Origin of the sequence: Bacillus cereus group sp. RP29 (assembly GCF_040459765.1) — a bacterium.
Classification (GTDB): domain Bacteria; phylum Bacillota; class Bacilli; order Bacillales; family Bacillaceae_G; genus Bacillus_A; species Bacillus_A paranthracis.
In genome coordinates, this window is record NZ_JARVHN010000001.1 from 4,193,887 (window position 1) to 4,210,985 (window position 17,099).

Below are 17,099 nucleotides of genomic sequence, written 5' to 3' on the forward strand. Positions count from 1 at the left end.
GTAATTATTATTTATTTAAAATTATTATAAATTAATTATTATTCAAAATTAGTTCTTTGTCAACTATTTCTTTCATTTTTCTGGAAACAATTGTAGCTAAACAATCAATAAATGTAGATTGTGAATTCGGCATATTTGGTCTAAAATACGCAGCATTTAATTCATCCGTCACAACTTTACACTCGTAATCGTTGTCATATAAAACTTCTAAATGCTCTGCCACAAAACCAACTGGGCAATATATGAAAGATTTATATCTATGCTCTTCAAATAAATCTCTCGTTAAATCTTGCACATCCGGTCCAATCCATGGATCAGGTGTATTTCCGGCACTTTGCCAACCTATTGTATAATTTTGAATGTTTGCAGCTGCTGCGATTAAATCCGCCGTATGCTGCAATTGCTTCACATAAGGATCACCCGCTGCAATAATTTTCTCTGGTAAACTATGCGCAGAAAAAATTACAACTGCTTTCTCTTTATCTTCAATCTTTGTAAATGTTTCTTTTATTTGATCTGCCCAATACGAAATAAATTTCGGTTCATCATACCATTGTTCAATTGGTTCAATAACAGGACCACCTATTTCCTCCGAGAGACGAATTGCACGCTCGTTATATGCCTTAATGCTAAAGGTAGAATAATGCGGCGCTAATACGATACTAATTGCTTGCTCAATTCCATCGCGCTTCATCTCTTCTACTGCATCTTCTATAAACGGAGCAGTATGTTTTAAGCCTAAGTAACAATTAAATTCATACTCTGTAAACATATTATTCATTGAGTCTGTTAATTTATGCGCTTGCTCTTTCGTAATTTTTGCAAGCGGTGAAATTCCACCAATCGCTTTATAGCGTCCAATTAAATCTTGGAGTGCTTCTTCTGATGGCTTACGCCCATGACGAATATGTGTATAATATGCCTCTACTTCATCTAATGAATCCGGCGTTCCATACGCCATTACGAGTAAACCTATTTTTTTCTTTTTCATCTATATAACACCTCAATTTTATAAATGAGAATCTTTTTCAAGAACATTTGTTTCCAATTATAACAACTAATAATAAGTACGTAAAGATAATTATTCTAAATAAGTATTTTTTCTAATATAATTTTGAATTTTATATGACAATTTATTTAATAAAAAGCGACTTACTTATAAAGTAAGTCGCTTTTCTCCTATTCTTTAATATTTACTCCATATTCTTTAAACCAAACGTGAATTTGTGCTAAATGAGCTAAAAGTTGTGGCCCAGTCATTAATTGACCATACCATGGCGTTTGGAATGCACTGCCGCCTGACTCAATTAATCCGCTCAGCTGTTCTTTATCAAATAGTTCGTGTAAAATCGATCCTTTATCTGTTAATAAATCTTGTAGCCATACTGTTACTGCTTTCGTATAGTGCGGATTATGTGTTTTCGGATACGGGCTCTTCTTTCTATATAAGATGTCATTTGGAAGTAATCCTTCTAACGCTTTACGTAATAGACCTTTTTCGCGATTTTTATACATTTTCATTTCCCAAGGAATATTCCAAGCATATTCGACAAGTCGGTGATCCGCAAATGGAACGCGTACTTCTAAGCTTGCACCCATACTCATACGGTCTTTTCTGTCTAATAATGTTGTCATAAACCATACCATATTTAAATAAAATAATTGTCGTCTCTTTGCTTCAATTGGGCTTTCTCCCTCTAAAATAGGAACTTCTTGAATGGACTCTTCATAGCGCTGCTGTACATATTGTTGTAAGTTTAATTTATTTCTCCATTCTTTCTTTAGCAGTTGTTCACGCGCTTCTGTAGAGCGCATCCACGGAAATGCACTCGATTGTAAATCATCCTCTCTATAAAACCACGGATAACCACCAAATATTTCATCTGCACATTCCCCAGATAGACCGACGACAAAATCTTGTTTAATCTCACGACAAAACCATAATAATGACGAATCAATATCTGCCATACCAGGTAAATCGCGAACGAGTACTGCTTCTGTTAAATACTGCGCTAATTGTTCATTTGAAATGACGCAGCGATGATGGATTGTTTGAAACGTTTCCGTCATCAAATGAATAAATGGTGCATCTGAATTTGGCTGAAACGCATTTGCTTTAAAGTATTTGTCATTATCTTCGTAATCAATCGAATATGTGTGTAATTGCCCTTTTCCTGATCTTTCGTATTCTTTTGCAGCAATTGCTGTTATAGCGCTTGAATCTACACCGCCTGATAAAAAAGTACATAATGGTACATCAGAAACGAGCTGCCTTGTAATCGCATCTTGTAATAAAAAGCGTGTTTTTTCTACTGTTTCTTCAAAGGAATCTTCATGCTTTTTACTTTCTACATTCCAATATCTCCATATGCATAAACCGTTCTTTGAAAATGTCATCGCATGACCTGGACGTAATTCTTTTATACCAGCATAAATGCCGTGGCCAGGCGTTCTAGATGGTCCAAGGCCAAATATTTCAGATAATCCTTCTAACGTCACTTCCGCCTTCACATCTGGATGCGCCAATATCGCTTTTAACTCTGAGCCAAATAGTAATCGCCCACTGTCATATTTATAAAATAGTGGTTTTACCCCTAATCGATCGCGCGCAATAAACACTTGTTCTTTCTGTTCATCCCATACAGCAAACGCATATATACCGTTTAAATGATCGACACATTCTTCTTTCCATTCGATATAAGAAGCTAACAATACTTCCGTATCAGAGTGACCTTTGAACGTATATCCTCTTCTTAATAGTTCCTTTCGAATGTCTTCCGTGTTATACAGTTCGCCGTTATAGCAAATTGCATAATTTGCTTCATCTTTTAAACAAGTCATCGGCTGTTTACCACCTTCAGGATCAACAACGATTAACCGTTTATGCCCAAATGCGACATTGCCTTTAATCCAAACTTTATTATCATCTGGGCCACGCTTCGCTAACGTCTCAGCCATCTTCGTAACGACGTCCCGTTCTCCTTCTAATGAGCGTTTATAATCCACCCATCCTGTAATCCCGCACATATAAATCATCCTTCCATCTTATTTCTTTTCTTGAACGTGCAGTAATCCCACTCTAAAAGTGCGGATCAAAAAAATGACAAACTTGACGATAACCTACTATTCATATACGGAATAGCATTTTCACTCAGTAAAACGTGTTTTATTGTATGCCCACCTATGTGTAGATGTGTCTAGTTATAAAGAATGCACGAACTGTCTATAACAGGAATAACTACTTTTCAAAAGGAGAAATCGTGTATGATACAACGTAAACATATTTTATATAACCAGCCTCGCGCTCATACGGTCGGTAATGTAGAATATATAAACAATGAATGGGTATTCTTTGATGATGAAAATGAGGAAGCATTTTTATTAGAAGATATTGCCGAAGATGGATTTGAAATTTTATATAACAACAACTGGCTACCGGCTCGTTTCTATGAACAAGATATATTACAAATCGCCAACGAACAGCACCATTTGCAAAATGGGGAAATGATACGCATTCGTAAAAAATTACTCCTTAGCTATACAGAATGGCTTGAGGAATTACCTGACTCTGTCTTTGCCTTATTAACAGAGGCATTGCAATCACTTCATTACTCTTTATATGATTGCATGTATTGTCATAATTATTTATCCTTTTTACCGAAAGAGGAAGCATGCGAAGGAGTAAATATTCTTTTATTTGATAACGAAGAGATGATTTGTACACTGCAGCACCATTTCGTTCGTCACGCTACGTCAAATAAAAATATGTTTCGTTTTACGAAAGTAAACGGAGAAGAGTTGCATATCGATGCAACATAAAATAAAAAACCACCTTATTTCCCAAATATTTGAGATTATAAGGTGGTTTTATTTTCTTTATTAGAATACTTGCCAACCAATCGGTAATTTCAGTCCTAGATAAAATACCGCTACAAGCGCGATAATAAATAATCCCCAGAATGCCCCCGTTGCCTTGTTCTTGCTCATTTTCACAAGAACCATTTCCATTCCAGCGATAACTAAAATACCAGCTAGCATTTTTAAACCATACCACATGTGCATGTTACTTGTTGCAGTCTTCATAATACCCATGTACAACATGAAACCTGTCACAATAATGATAATGTACATAAGACGAAGCCCCATATGTACACCTTTCCCTTTTCTTCCTGCTGAATAAAGTGAATACGCAACGAAGAATAAAATTAAACCTAACGCCCATGCTGTAATATGCATATGTACCATCGTATCCCTTACCTCCTCTTTTCACACTTTTTCATTCTATATGATAACATGTTCATTTATTTTCAGGAAATGTTTCGCTTTTTTACATTTAAATGATATAATATTTAGAGTATTTACAAACTTCTTGTAATAACAAAAGGGGGAACAATCATGATTCAAACTAAGGATATTATCGAACTTACAGACACATACGGGGCAAATAACTATCACCCACTTCCAATCGTTATTTCTAAAGCAGAAGGCGTTTGGGTAGAAGATCCTGAAGGAAACCGCTATATGGACTTATTAAGTGCATATTCGGCAGTAAACCAAGGTCATCGTCACCCAAAAATTATTAACGCTTTAATTGACCAAGCTAATCGTGTTACGTTAACTTCTCGTGCTTTCCATAGCGATCAATTAGGTCCTTGGTACGAAAAAGTTGCGAAACTAACTAATAAAGAAATGGTACTTCCAATGAATACAGGTGCAGAAGCTGTTGAAACTGCAATTAAAACAGCTCGCCGCTGGGCTTATGATGTGAAGAAAGTAGAAGCAAACCGTGCTGAAATTATCGTTTGTGAAGATAACTTCCACGGACGTACGATGGGTGCTGTTTCTATGTCTTCAAACGAAGAGTACAAGCGCGGATTCGGTCCAATGCTTCCTGGCATCGTTGTAATTCCTTACGGTGATTTAGAAGCGTTAAAAGCTGCTATTACACCAAACACAGCTGCATTCATTTTAGAGCCAATCCAAGGTGAAGCAGGGATTAACATCCCCCCAGCTGGTTTCTTAAAAGAAGCTCTTGAAGTATGTAAAAAAGAAAACGTTTTATTCGTAGCAGATGAAATCCAAACTGGCTTAGGCCGTACTGGTAAAGTATTTGCTTGTGACTGGGACGGTGTAACTCCTGACATGTACATACTTGGTAAAGCGCTTGGCGGCGGCGTATTCCCAATCTCTTGCGTTGCAGCAAACCGCGACATTTTAGGGGTATTTGAGCCAGGTTCTCACGGTTCTACATTCGGTGGTAATCCACTTGCATGTGCTGTTTCTATCGCAGCTCTTGAAGTGTTAGAAGAAGAAAAATTAACAGAGCGTTCTCTTCAATTAGGTGAAAAATTAGTTGGACAATTAAAAGAAATCGATAACCCAATGATTACTGAAGTTCGCGGTAAAGGTTTATTTATCGGTATCGAATTAAACGAGCCAGCTCGCCCTTACTGTGAACAACTAAAAGCAGCTGGACTGTTATGTAAAGAAACACACGAAAACGTAATTCGTATCGCACCACCTCTAGTAATCTCTGAAGAAGATTTAGAGTGGGCATTCCAAAAAATTAAAGCTGTATTATCGTAATAATAGAGAGGTTGTCCTACATGTTGGGACAACCTCTTTCATTTTATATTGATTTATACTAAAATAAAATTGTAATTTTCTGTATTTTAAATTCATAAAGGAGGTGCGATATGTTATTAAGATACGGCAAACATATTAACTATTTAGCTACAACTTTTCTTTTAGTTACATTCTTTGGCTTCCTACTTTCCGTAACATCGCTTAGTCACTACTCAACTCCCACTACATTCACACTACTGAAAGCATCATTTTGGACTACTGTTATTCTTACTATCATTGGTTTTGGACGCGAAAAAAGCGCACTTACGGTTATACTATTTGGCATTTGTACACTTGCAGTCATTGGTCTTTACACTTTTTCCGTTATCGATTACCTCTATCACCCAAGACCATAGAAAAGAGCTATCTTATTAATAAGATAGCTCTTTTCTTCACTTCACTACATTTCGCAAAGTACCAATTCCTTCTACTGTAACAACTACTTCATCACCGGCATGCAAAAACTTCGGTGGTGTGAAACCTTTTCCAACACCAGCCGGGGTTCCTGTTGCGATAATATCTCCTGGTTCTAATGTCATTCCTTTACTTATCGTTGAAATGATTTCTTCTATTGAAAAAATCATTTTATTTGTATTTGAAGTTTGTCTTACTTCTCCATTTACTACCGTTTCAATGTGTAACGCATTTGGCGCACTAACCATCGATTTATGAATTAAATACGGTCCCATCGGACAAAATGTATCGAAACTTTTTCCAAGGAAAAATTGCTTATGCTTCCTTTGAATATCGCGAGCAGTTATATCATTTATAATGGTATAACCAAAAACATGCTCAAGCGCTTTTTCTTTTTTTATTTGTTTCCCTCGCTTACCAATGACGATAGCTAGTTCCCCTTCATAGTCTAATTCATTTGTTGCGTGGGGATGACTATTAATTTTTTCATCCATTCCAATCACTGTCGTTGGTGCTTTCGTAAAGATCATTATATTTTCTGGAATTGACTCTACGCCGCCCATTTCCATCGCATGCTCACGATAATTTTTTCCAACGCACAAAATATTCTTCCTTGGCCTTGGAATTGGTGCTAATATTTTCACCTCAGTTAACGGGTAATACGCCGTTCCTTCATTTTCCTTCGCCCAATTGACAATTTCACACATTTTTTCAACACATTCGGTTCCTCTTTCAATACATTCTAACATTGTAATAGGGATTGTAACCTTTTCTCCCTTTTGCCTTTGCGCTTCTCTTAAGTGCAATACCTTTTCTTCTTCTTCATCCACAATACCTACAAATACCTTTTCTTCTTTTTTCGCCGTTACCAAACGCAACATTTCCACTCTCCATCCTAAAACTCATACCTTTTAATTGTATTCGCATCCGTAAGAAAAAAACCTTCTCATACACGCTAATTTTTACAATATTCTTCTCATACCCTATTCGTTACTCCTTTATTATTTGGCATAAAATGTAGAAATTTTACTTTTTTTAGCGAACATATTTCTTTTTTATGGAATTTTCGTATAATATGTACTACATATATACTAAAAATTTCATTTAGAGATGGAGCCGATTTCAATGTTTGAGCAAGCGATTGAAAAAAAACGTGAAAAAATGATTTATTTTGCTGAACGCTATGGAATGACTTCTCAAAAAACAGTGGACTGCAGCCAAGAACTGGACAAACTCTTAAATGTAATTTGGCATGTACATACGGATGTTCACCCTAACCAAACACTCGACACGCACACACAATAACGTGTGTGTTTCTTTTATTTCAAAAAAACACACATTTTATTGAAAACGCCCATACAATAATAGAAAAGAAAATTTTAAAAACGAAAGGTGTTTTGTATGCCAGCTATGGTCGGACATATTCGTATCGTCAATATTGGATCAAGTGGTATTTTTCATATTGGAGATGTATTTGCGATTAGGCCTATTAGTTATTCACGCGCTTTCGCTGGGGCCGGCTCTTTTAACGTTGGAGATAACGTTTCTGTCTACAATTATCAAAGCGCAACGACTGTTAATGATTCAGATGTCGTTGATCAAGCGATAATTGGTTCAACTTAAAGGGGGCGATTGTATTGAATTTTTATGTAAACCAAAGCATCATCATTAACAGTATTAAAATTGATAGCATTACAACCTCTTCTGTATTCCAAATTGGTACTGCCGGAAGTATTAAAGCCCTATCTAAATTCTCAAATACTGGCGGATTTACAGAACCCCTTCGCCCATTACAGGCAAAAGGACAAATTATTTCTATCAAACCATCAACTAGTTCTTCTTAAGACATCCTTGTCATAAATATATAGTAGGAATATATTTACCCTCCCTATTGAAAAGGAGGTTTCACAAATGAATCAAGATATATATACTTACTTACACCAACTTCAACAAGCTCTTCAAGCACAACAAGCGACCATTCTTAACTTAGAAGATCAAGTTCGTCAATTACAAGAAGAGCTTAATGAATTAAAAAGTCGCCCCTCCTCTTCTATAGGAAAAGTGGAATATAAATTCGATCAATTAAAAGTAGAAAATTTAAATGGCACTTTAAATATTGGATTAAATCCATTTTCAACAAAAGGACAACAAATTGAGGATTTTCAAGTTGACACGGAAACTTTGAAGGTCAATCCTGAAACAGATACAAACCCAGACTTTTACCAAGGTATCCTTCAGGAAATGCATCGTTACTTAGATGAAGAAGCATATAATCGAATTCTCCATTTTGAACAAGAAGAGAGAACGCCGCTCGATGAAATGTATCGACAAATGATGGTTGACGACATAAAGAAACAGATGGAGCATAGACTTCCTTATTATTTATCACAAGCACAATCACATGAAGGGATTTCAACAGATCCAGATTATTTACGAGATATCATTATCCAAGCTATGAAACATGATATCGACAAAGCCTTCCTCTCTTTTATTCAACACATACCGGGCAATTTCCGAAAGGAGTAAGTATGTATGAACCTTAACGTTGTAAACCGCGAGTTCAAAGTCGGACAGATTAAAATAAACGGTGTATCGTCGTCCGCACTCTTTTTAATTGGGGATGCAAATTTCCTCATTCTATCTTCTATTCTTGATACGCCGTTTGAAACTGTTACAGAGGGTCCATTTGTGCCATTAGTAACAGATGTCCCTCCTACTCCAGGTTAAGGAGACTGAGAAATTATGTTACATCACGTGTCTATTGTCCAAAATGTTTCTATTGTTTCGTTAGGGATTGCTGCCGTATTTCAAGTTGGAGATGCCAATCAAATGGAATTAAAAAGTAGAGCTCTTGCCGTTCACCGGGAATTCCCTTGTTATATAAAAGACGAAGGTCGCTTAGATGCATTTGAAATCTTTACAGATGAACACATCACAATCCCAAAACGAACGACAGATGTAAATTTAAACATTGTAAATGAATGTCCTTTTATTGAAGTAAATAATGTTGAATTGCGCACACTTTTAAACTCTGGTGGATTTCAAATTGGAAATGTTGATTATGTTTTTAATAACTCTCGTATTATGCAAATTCGCCAATATATTACAGATGAACCTTCCGCACAATAATTCATATAGTAATTACAAAGTTTAGTAAAGTAGGTGGATGGTATGCCTTCTGTTGTTGGAAATCTCGTCGTGCAAAACAGTAATGGTTCTTTCAATTTAGGGGATTTTTATAACGTTTCTCCGAAAGAAAATACGAAAGCTTATAATGGATCTGGAGCTTCCAATGTTGGATTTGTCGTGAATACTTTTAACGGTGTTAGTGCAACAAATACGTTTGATTCTGATGTGGCGGATCAAGACCAGATTGGAACAGCTTAATCAAACAGTTACCCTGTAATTACTCTTTATAGGTAGATAGTAAAAGAGTCCATCTAACGTGATGGACTCTTTTCTATTTCTTCTAGAAGAGCATAGCACTCTTTTTATTTAAATGATAATCCTTGTTCCTCCAAAGCCTTTCTAAGCTTCGGCATCGACGCAGGTCCCATACCATGTAGTTTTAAAATTTCTTTCTCGCTATACTTTGAGAGTTCTTCTACAGTATGAATTCCATGATGCTCTAGCGCCCTTCTTGCTGGCGCTGAAAGAAGGGAAAGAAACCCTTCTTTTGGCGTTCTCTCTTTCTCACAGGTTGGGCAAGTTGGACAATCGCTACTTTTATAGTACTCATGTCCTTTTTCACACGTTCTTAACGTTTTTTCCGTTACCATTTGCAAGCCCCTCTATTCCTCAACTTTTATAACATGATTACCATCAAAGAAGTATAAATATTTCTCTTTCACAGGATGTTGTAAGCTTTTCTCAAGTGCCTTTGCATATAACGAAAGCTGGACTTTATATCGCTCTTCTAAAATTGGTTTCGCTTGATCAAATCCACCTGGGAACTTCCCTTCAATCGTATCCGTTTTAAAGTCGATTAAAGTAATACCATCTTCCTCTTCAATCATGCAGTCAATAACCCCTTGGACAAGAATGGATTCCCCGCTCTGCCCTTGCCAATCTTGATACGCTTCTTCTGCTGCAAGCATCATCGTAAATGGTACTTCACGCTCAACACTTTTCGCCGCTAATACCCTTTTACCTAGGTCACTATCAAAGAATGAAATTACTTTTTCAATCGCAATTTCTTCCGCCTGCTCGAATGTTAATAATTCTTTATTTACCATTCCAGCAATTTGCTCCCGAATCACTTCTTCTGTAATCGGCTTCTTCAAATCAACATGCTGCATAACGGCATGTACTGCTGTTCCGCGCTCTGCATATGTTAATCCCTTTTTCTCCATAAAACGAGGACGTGTCCTAATTGGTGCACGTATTTTTTTAATAAAGGCATTATCGCTACCTTCTTCAGATTGATAATTTCTCTTTATTTCTGTAACAGATTGCTTCGCACGATGAGATGTCGCTTCCTCATATCCGTACTTCCACATTAATCTATCGTACACCTCTTCTTTCCGTTCACTTTGCAGGGGAACGGCCTTTTTCTCACGAAGTGCTTCTAACAATTCTTGTTTCTCTTCTTGAACCGGTTCTGGCGCGAGTAACGTGTTACCGTCAACAACTTCTACTTTCCAGCTAGTGTCATACCCATAAATTTCATCTGGAACACTTCCTTGTCCTAATTCAAGAAGTATTTCACTATCACGGTGCCTATATAATGAAGGTGCAATCCAGTCTAAGTAGCAAGACGCTCCGGCACGTATATGATCTGGTAATAACCATTCACTATGCTCTCTCGCATCCAGCCATTTTTCCATTTCCTTAGTTGCATCCTTAACCGTTCCAATTAAAATTAACTTCTCTTTTGCACGTGTTAACGCTACGTATAAGACGCGCATTTCTTCCGCGATTAATTCCATTTTCATTTTACGCTTAATTGCAAGTTGTGATAATGTCGTATATTTAATTCGTTTACGAGGATCGATAAATTGCGAACCAAAACCGAAGTCTTTATGCAGTAAGAAACGCTTCATTAAGTCTTGTGTATTAAAGCGACGACCAAGTCCAGCGACAAATACGACTGGAAACTCAAGTCCTTTACTTTTATGAATTGTCATAATGCGAACGACATCTTCTTGTTCACCTAAAGCTCTCGCCGTACCCATATCATCACCGCGTTCTAAAATACGCTCAATAAAGCGTAAGAAGCGGAATAGTCCTCTAAACGATGTTGCTTCATATTGTCTTGCACGGTCATATAGTACACGCAAGTTTGCTTGCCTTTGCTTTCCAGCTGGTAAACCACCGACAAAGTCATAATAACCTGTCTCACCGTACACTTTCCAAATTAAATCAGAAAGAGACTGTTGGCGCGCAAATTCACGCCATCCTTGTAATAAGTTATAGAACCACTCTAATTTATCATGTAGTTCTTTTTCTTCTTCAAGCGGTGCCCCTTTTAAGAATGAGCTCATTACTTCATAAAACGATCCTTTCTTCCCATGAGCACGAAGCGTTGCAAGTTCTTCATCATTTAATCCAACGATTGGGGAACGAAGTACTGCTGCAAGCGGAATATCTTGCATCGGATTATCAATAACGCGGAATACGTTCATCATAATATTTACTTCTGTCGCTTCAAAGTAACCAGTCGCAAGATCAGCGTATACTGGAATTCCTTGCAATTTTAACTCTTCCATAATTTGCGGTGCCCACGGCATGGAGCGAAGTAAAATAACGAAGTCGCGGTATTGTACAGGGCGCATACTATCCGTTTTACGATCATACACTTCATAACCTGAATCAACCATCGCTTTAATGCGCTGCGCCATAAGACGTGCTTCAAGCTGTGCTTTTTCTACTTCCGCACCTTCTTCACCGTCTATTACTTCTTCTTCTGTTTGCTGAATGCACAATAGTTCAGCTGCTACATCTTCACCTTCTGGATAGCTAGCACCTAGCTTTAATTCAGCGTCAGCATCGTAATCGATTTCCCCAACTTCTTCGCCCATAATTTGTTTGAAAATAAAGTTGGTACCCGCTAACACTTCATGACGACTACGGAAGTTTTTCGCTAAGTCAATTTTCATTCCGCCGCCTAATCCTTCTTGCGTGAAGCGTTTATACTTTCCTAAGAATAATCCTGGTTCTGCTAGTCGGAAACGATAAATCGACTGTTTCACGTCACCAACCATGAATAAGTTTCCTTCACTCTCAGAATCTTTCGTTACGAATTTAATAATTGATTCTTGTACGAAGTTCGTATCTTGATATTCATCGACTAATACTTCAGCAAATTTATTACGATATTGAAGCGCTACTGCTGATGGCTTCATTTCACCATTTTCACTTTGTTCACTTAAAATTTGTAAACAGAAATGCTCTAAATCTGTGAAATCGACCATTCCTTTATCTCGCTTCATCGTTTGGAAACGTTCTGTAAATACTTTTACGAGCTGAACAAGCTTTTCTAATACAGGATGCATATCTTGAAAATCTCGTAAGAAACTTTCAGGCTTACGGCTAAATAGCTCTTCTTGTAATTTTTTCACTTCATCTTTCGCTTTATTACGAAGGGAGTCTACTTGTTTTACAACATCCTCGTTGTAATCACTTTTCTTAATACGCTTTAACGTTTGCCACGATACGTTTTGCATCGCTTCATATACGCTTGTCCATGACTCACGAGCAGCTGATGATAACGTTCCAAGTAAAACTAAATCTGCTTGCAGGGTTTCAACACGGGGCGCTGGACCGTCAGGAAGCATTGCGAGTTCCGTTGCTTTACGAATATGCTGTTCCGCTGTTTCAAGCTGGAATTTCACATCTTCTAATAAGTAAGAGGCGTACACTAAATCTTCAATTGTCTTTCCTTCGACGTCATATGCTTCTACTAATTTATCGAGCCATTTTTCCGGATTTGGATGCGCTCTTGATTCTGTATGAAGCGCTAAAATCATACGTTGTAAATCATCGTCACTGCGGTCACTCGTATAACGATCAACGAGTTCAAAGAATATCGTATTATCTTCTATCCCATACTCTTCTTCTAATATGTCATCTAACACTTCTTCTTTTAACAATTCATTTTCTGTTTGATTCGCAATGCGGAAACGAGGATCAACATCAAGCATGTAATAGTATCCTCTAATAACTTGTAAACAAAATGAATGGATCGTTGAAATGGAAGCTTTATTTAATAAGCTCAGCTGCTTTCGGATGTGCTGAGAGCCAGGCTCATCAATTAATACTTTTTCTAATGCTTCCCCAATTCTGTTTTTCATCTCTTGCGCCGCTGCATTCGTAAATGTTACAACGAGCAGGCGGTCGACATCGACTGGATTCTCTTCATTAATAATCTTTTTAATAATACGTTCAACTAATACTGCTGTTTTCCCTGATCCTGCTGCTGCCGCGACTAAAATATCACGTCCGTTCGCTACAACCGCTTTCCACTGGTCATCTGTCCACTGACTACCTTCTGGTTTTTTAGGCCAATTTTCTATCATTCTCCGCCAACCTCCTCTCTAATTCTCTCCATCGCTTCGCTATCTTTCATATCTTTTAGCGTACGGAATTGGTTATCTTCAAGTGATTCATCAAACTGACAAACAGATTTGAAGTTACAGAACGTACATGCCGCTTTATTCCCCTTTTTGTAAGGAGCAATATCAATAACGCCTTCTGTAATGTCTTTCCCGATATTTTCAAACGTATGGTGTACGTATTTTTGCAGGACGTTAAACTCTTGTTCACTAGCAATACTTGAACGCGCACTAAAACTACCGTCTTTTTTCAGACCAGCAGAAATAATATCAGAGCTTCCTGTTGAAAGTTTGTTATCCATTAAACGAACAACGTCAGCATCTCCTAGTACGAGACCTTTCATTTTGAATTTCTTTAAAATTTCCTTTTCAATTTCTGCTTCAGATGCGTCACCTTTTACCTCCACAATTGGGTTATGAATGTGGAAATACAATACACCAGCTGGTGATGCCGTGCCGCCTTTTTTCATCCACGTATGCGCATTTGAAGTAACAACATCTAAATACGTTAACATTTGAAGTGCTAATCCGTAATACACTTCCGTTAAGTCTAACGCTTTTGAGCTTGATTTATAGTCAATAATACGTAGGAATGTTCCATTTTCATCTTCTGCCTTATCAACACGGTCAATACGGCCAACTACTTCCATCTTTACACCATTAGGTAACGAGAATTCCATTGGCGGAAGTGATCCTGTACCGCCCATACCAAATGGCACTTCTAGATCAACTGGTACGAAACCGCTAGACTTCGCATGTTCACGAAGAATGATTGACGTACGGAAAATGATTTGTTGTAGTTTTTGTTTTAAATAGAAATGACGGTTTGAACTTAATAAAATTTGTCTTTGTAATAACGGTGCGATTTCTTCTATTACTACAGTAGAAAGATGCTCACACTCTTTTATTGATAAATCCGCCCAAGTACGATTTTCACGTAATAGCCTATCTGCAATTCTCTTCAGCGCTGCATGGAAGAGCTCTCCGATATCTGGCGCATCCAGTTTGAAAATATCACGCTCTCTTAACGATAAACCGTGCTGCGCAAAATGAGCGTACGCACAACGGTTAAATAATTCCATACGAGAAACGCTTCCTTTTATTTTATCTCCGTATAAATCTCTATTTACAGCTGTACTTAGCTTTTGCGCACGATTTCGGTAGAATAAGCTTGATAATACGCGGCTACTTTTTTGCTTCCATTCATCTGAAGTAACGTAGAAATTATATACATCCCACCAAAAGTCTAAGTTGCCTTCAAATCCATATCGCTTCCACGTTTGAAGTTGCTGCATAACATATGACAACGTTACTTCTGGTGTTGCTACATATGAAATTTGTTCCGAACGTGATAAATCATTTACGTCGTTCGTAATAAATGTATCTTTCACATCAGGGAACATTCTTTTTATTTTCTTAATAAAGCTAGAAGCAAGTAACGTCTTTCCTTCCTCATCTGCAAGCGGGCATGAAATGTATAATTTCTCAGTTGCTCTCGTTACCATTTGGTACATAACAAACTGTTCTTCTAATAAAGTTTGTCTCGTCGTTGGTGCGAGTTCAATACCTGCAGCGCTAAGAACATCTCTTTCTTCATCAGAAAGCATACCTTCATCCATCGGTGCTGCTGGAATCACACCTTCATTCACTCCAATGACGAATGTTGCTTTCACATTTGATAATCTAGAACGATCAATATTCGCAATTAACACTTGGTCTAATGACGGCGGAATGTTTGCGAATTGAAGCGCCTCAAGACCTGTCGACATAACGTCTGTGAACATAGAAAGTGACATTTTTTCTTCTCCAAGCATCTCAACGAACGTATCAAGAAGACTCATTACTTCTTCCCATACTTGTTCATGATCTGTCGCAAATAAGAAATCTCCACTCTCTTCTGCACGAATACGTAATGCTTCTAATTTTTTCGGAACGTCAAGCTCTTCTAAAAATAAGTAAACAGCTTCGCACATTTGCATAACCGTTCCCGCACGCTTCAGTCTTTTTTGCATACGAATAACAGGCGTTCTTACAACGTCACGCAATCGATTTATTTTCTCTTCCATTTCACGTTCACTGTCTGTAATCATCCCGTCCGTATCGTCAAGAGAACGATAGCGGCGATACATCCACGGATCTTCAGAAGTCCATCTTTTCCCTTGTACACCGTACGCTAAACAATAGTTTTCAAACTCATCCATCTCTTCGCGCATCGTTTCTTTTCTTACGTCTAATGGATATAAAAGCTCTGTTTTCACGCAGCGAAATACTGCATCATAACGCCAATTCCCGCTAATAATCTCGAGTGCAGAACGAATGCATTCTACTAACGGATGATGTGACATCGGGCGTTTTTCATCGATAAAGTGCGGGATATTATAATCTGTAAATAGAGTCCGCATTACATCGTAATAACTTTCTCCGTTACGAAGAAGAACTGCAATATCTCGGTAACGATAGTCTTCATCCGCCACAAGTCTACGAATTTCACGAGCAACGCCTTCTACTTCAGCTCGTAAATTCGCGGCTGTATGAATCGTTACACTTGCTTCCCCGTTAAATTTCTCATTCGGACGCGCTTCATAATGAGCTTCTAAATGCGCTAATGCTGGAGAATGAAAACGCGGTTGTTCCATAAGCGGAATCGTTTTTTCAATTTCTATTTTCTCTTCACGCGCTACTTGTTTTATTTTTTCATACGTTAACGTCGTTTCATAAAATAAATCTAGTTCATTTACTGGCTGCGCTAACGTTTTTTCATCTATCGTTAATGTAATTGTCACTCTCGCACCGCAAATCATAAGCTGTCTTACAATTTCTAGTTCTTGCGGTGAAAACGAATGGAAGCCATCTATATAAATTTCAGCTCCCTTTACATATTCAGACTGCGGAAGCTTTTCCACTAGCAATTGCAGATAGTCTTCTGAATCTAAGTACTTTCCGATTAAAGCACGTTCAAAATCATCATATAATAACTGTAAGTCATACACTTTATTCGCTAATAGCTTTTGTTCAGCACTGCTACTATGTGCATCTAATTGTTGCCACATTTCATATACGTTTGATGGCGTCACGTTATATCGTTTAAACTCCGCAATCATACTGCCAAGATGTTCAAAGAAACCATTTTGCTCCGCTGCTTTTTGGAATACCGATAATCCATCTTTACGAGACTCTACAATTTTACGAAGTAACATATGTACGCCCGCTTCATCAATGTGAAGACGACTCGCTCCGCCAACTTCTTGCAATACTTTCCACGCTAATCGTGAAAAACTAAAAACTTGTGCCCGAATAGAACCTCTAACATCCTCACTACCAATTAACGCCTGCTGCGTTTGGAATGTCATCTGTTCTGGCACAAGATATAATATTGTTTCCCCTCTTGGACGCTGCTTTAACTCTTCTTGCACTTCGTGTAAACAAAGTGTACTTTTTCCACTTCCCGCTCTACCAATCACAAATCGAAGTGACATGTAACCCCACCTTTCACTTACATAACGAACG

Annotated in this window: 17 protein-coding genes; 10 read left to right on the forward strand and 7 right to left on the reverse strand. The window is 37.7% G+C overall.

Going from position 1 to position 17,099, the window contains the following annotated elements; translation table 11 throughout:
* Positions 1-31: 31 nt before the first annotated feature.
* Together hemH and asnB are read right to left on the reverse strand one after the other, a co-directional pair.
* Positions 32-991, reverse strand: coding sequence for a ferrochelatase (gene hemH, locus QCI47_RS22215; protein WP_061131534.1), 960 nt, complete (start codon positions 989-991; stop codon positions 32-34).
* A 188-nt stretch (positions 992-1,179) separates the two neighbouring features.
* A complete protein-coding gene (asnB, locus tag QCI47_RS22220; RefSeq protein ID WP_061131533.1) occupies positions 1,180-3,027 on the reverse strand; it encodes an asparagine synthase (glutamine-hydrolyzing) in 1,848 nt (615 codons plus the stop codon).
* A 237-nt stretch (positions 3,028-3,264) separates the two neighbouring features.
* Here asnB and QCI47_RS22225 point away from each other — a divergent pair, with 237 nt between their 5' ends.
* Entirely contained in the window at positions 3,265-3,819 is a 555-nt protein-coding gene (locus QCI47_RS22225) for a DUF2777 domain-containing protein (RefSeq protein WP_000616053.1), read from the forward strand.
* Between the two features lie 60 nt (positions 3,820-3,879).
* Here QCI47_RS22225 and QCI47_RS22230 read toward each other — a convergent pair whose 3' ends face one another.
* Positions 3,880-4,245: a YisL family protein gene (locus tag QCI47_RS22230; RefSeq protein WP_000233491.1), complete on the reverse strand. Its 366-nt coding sequence runs from the start codon at positions 4,243-4,245 to the stop codon at positions 3,880-3,882.
* Between the two features lie 150 nt (positions 4,246-4,395).
* Here QCI47_RS22230 and rocD point away from each other — a divergent pair, with 150 nt between their 5' ends.
* Both rocD and QCI47_RS22240 read left to right on the forward strand, forming a co-directional pair.
* Positions 4,396-5,586 (forward strand): ornithine aminotransferase, encoded by a 1,191-nt coding sequence (gene rocD, locus QCI47_RS22235; protein ID WP_000616655.1) that lies wholly within the window; start codon positions 4,396-4,398, stop codon positions 5,584-5,586.
* Between the two features lie 110 nt (positions 5,587-5,696).
* On the forward strand, positions 5,697-5,981 hold the full coding sequence (locus tag QCI47_RS22240) for a hypothetical protein (RefSeq protein ID WP_000926868.1): 285 nt from the start codon (positions 5,697-5,699) through the stop codon (positions 5,979-5,981).
* A 36-nt stretch (positions 5,982-6,017) separates the two neighbouring features.
* Here QCI47_RS22240 and QCI47_RS22245 read toward each other — a convergent pair whose 3' ends face one another.
* Positions 6,018-6,920 carry a fumarylacetoacetate hydrolase family protein gene (locus QCI47_RS22245; RefSeq protein ID WP_000945298.1) on the reverse strand — a complete coding sequence of 301 codons (903 nt, stop codon included), beginning with the start codon at positions 6,918-6,920 and terminating at the stop codon, positions 6,018-6,020.
* 244 nt (positions 6,921-7,164) lie between these two features.
* Between QCI47_RS22245 and QCI47_RS22250 the strand changes: the two genes are divergently transcribed.
* From QCI47_RS22250 to gerPF, 7 genes are all read left to right on the forward strand, one after another.
* Positions 7,165-7,344 carry an aspartyl-phosphate phosphatase Spo0E family protein gene (locus QCI47_RS22250; RefSeq protein ID WP_071729538.1) on the forward strand — a complete coding sequence of 60 codons (180 nt, stop codon included), beginning with the start codon at positions 7,165-7,167 and terminating at the stop codon, positions 7,342-7,344.
* Positions 7,345-7,440: 96 nt separating this feature from the next.
* The gene (gerPA, locus tag QCI47_RS22255) at positions 7,441-7,662 is read left to right on the forward strand and encodes a spore germination protein GerPA (RefSeq protein ID WP_001111188.1); all 222 of its coding nucleotides are present in this window, start codon (positions 7,441-7,443) and stop codon (positions 7,660-7,662) included.
* A gap of 14 nt (positions 7,663-7,676) precedes the next feature.
* Positions 7,677-7,883 carry a spore germination protein GerPB gene (gene gerPB / locus QCI47_RS22260; protein ID WP_001012508.1) on the forward strand — a complete coding sequence of 69 codons (207 nt, stop codon included), beginning with the start codon at positions 7,677-7,679 and terminating at the stop codon, positions 7,881-7,883.
* Positions 7,884-7,950: 67 nt separating this feature from the next.
* Positions 7,951-8,565 (forward strand): spore germination protein GerPC, encoded by a 615-nt coding sequence (gene gerPC / locus QCI47_RS22265; RefSeq protein ID WP_001070747.1) that lies wholly within the window; start codon positions 7,951-7,953, stop codon positions 8,563-8,565.
* A 6-nt stretch (positions 8,566-8,571) separates the two neighbouring features.
* Positions 8,572-8,766: a spore germination protein GerPD gene (gerPD, locus tag QCI47_RS22270; protein WP_353811953.1), complete on the forward strand. Its 195-nt coding sequence runs from the start codon at positions 8,572-8,574 to the stop codon at positions 8,764-8,766.
* Positions 8,767-8,781: 15 nt separating this feature from the next.
* Positions 8,782-9,168 carry a spore germination protein GerPE gene (locus tag QCI47_RS22275; RefSeq protein ID WP_061131530.1) on the forward strand — a complete coding sequence of 129 codons (387 nt, stop codon included), beginning with the start codon at positions 8,782-8,784 and terminating at the stop codon, positions 9,166-9,168.
* 42 nt (positions 9,169-9,210) lie between these two features.
* Positions 9,211-9,426 carry a spore germination protein GerPF gene (gene gerPF / locus QCI47_RS22280; protein ID WP_001141566.1) on the forward strand — a complete coding sequence of 72 codons (216 nt, stop codon included), beginning with the start codon at positions 9,211-9,213 and terminating at the stop codon, positions 9,424-9,426.
* Between the two features lie 104 nt (positions 9,427-9,530).
* Here gerPF and QCI47_RS22285 read toward each other — a convergent pair whose 3' ends face one another.
* The 3 genes from QCI47_RS22285 to addB are packed head-to-tail and all read right to left on the reverse strand — an operon-like array spanning position 9,531 to position 17,068.
* Positions 9,531-9,818, reverse strand: a complete 288-nt coding sequence (locus tag QCI47_RS22285) for an RNA polymerase alpha subunit C-terminal domain-containing protein (RefSeq protein WP_061131529.1) — start codon at positions 9,816-9,818, stop codon at positions 9,531-9,533.
* 12 nt (positions 9,819-9,830) lie between these two features.
* Positions 9,831-13,556: a helicase-exonuclease AddAB subunit AddA gene (gene addA / locus QCI47_RS22290; protein WP_309422087.1), complete on the reverse strand. Its 3,726-nt coding sequence runs from the start codon at positions 13,554-13,556 to the stop codon at positions 9,831-9,833.
* Positions 13,553-17,068 carry a helicase-exonuclease AddAB subunit AddB gene (gene addB, locus QCI47_RS22295; protein WP_309422086.1) on the reverse strand — a complete coding sequence of 1,172 codons (3,516 nt, stop codon included), beginning with the start codon at positions 17,066-17,068 and terminating at the stop codon, positions 13,553-13,555. The genes addA and addB overlap by 4 nt, the downstream gene beginning before the upstream one ends.
* Positions 17,069-17,099: the final 31 nt, after the last annotated feature.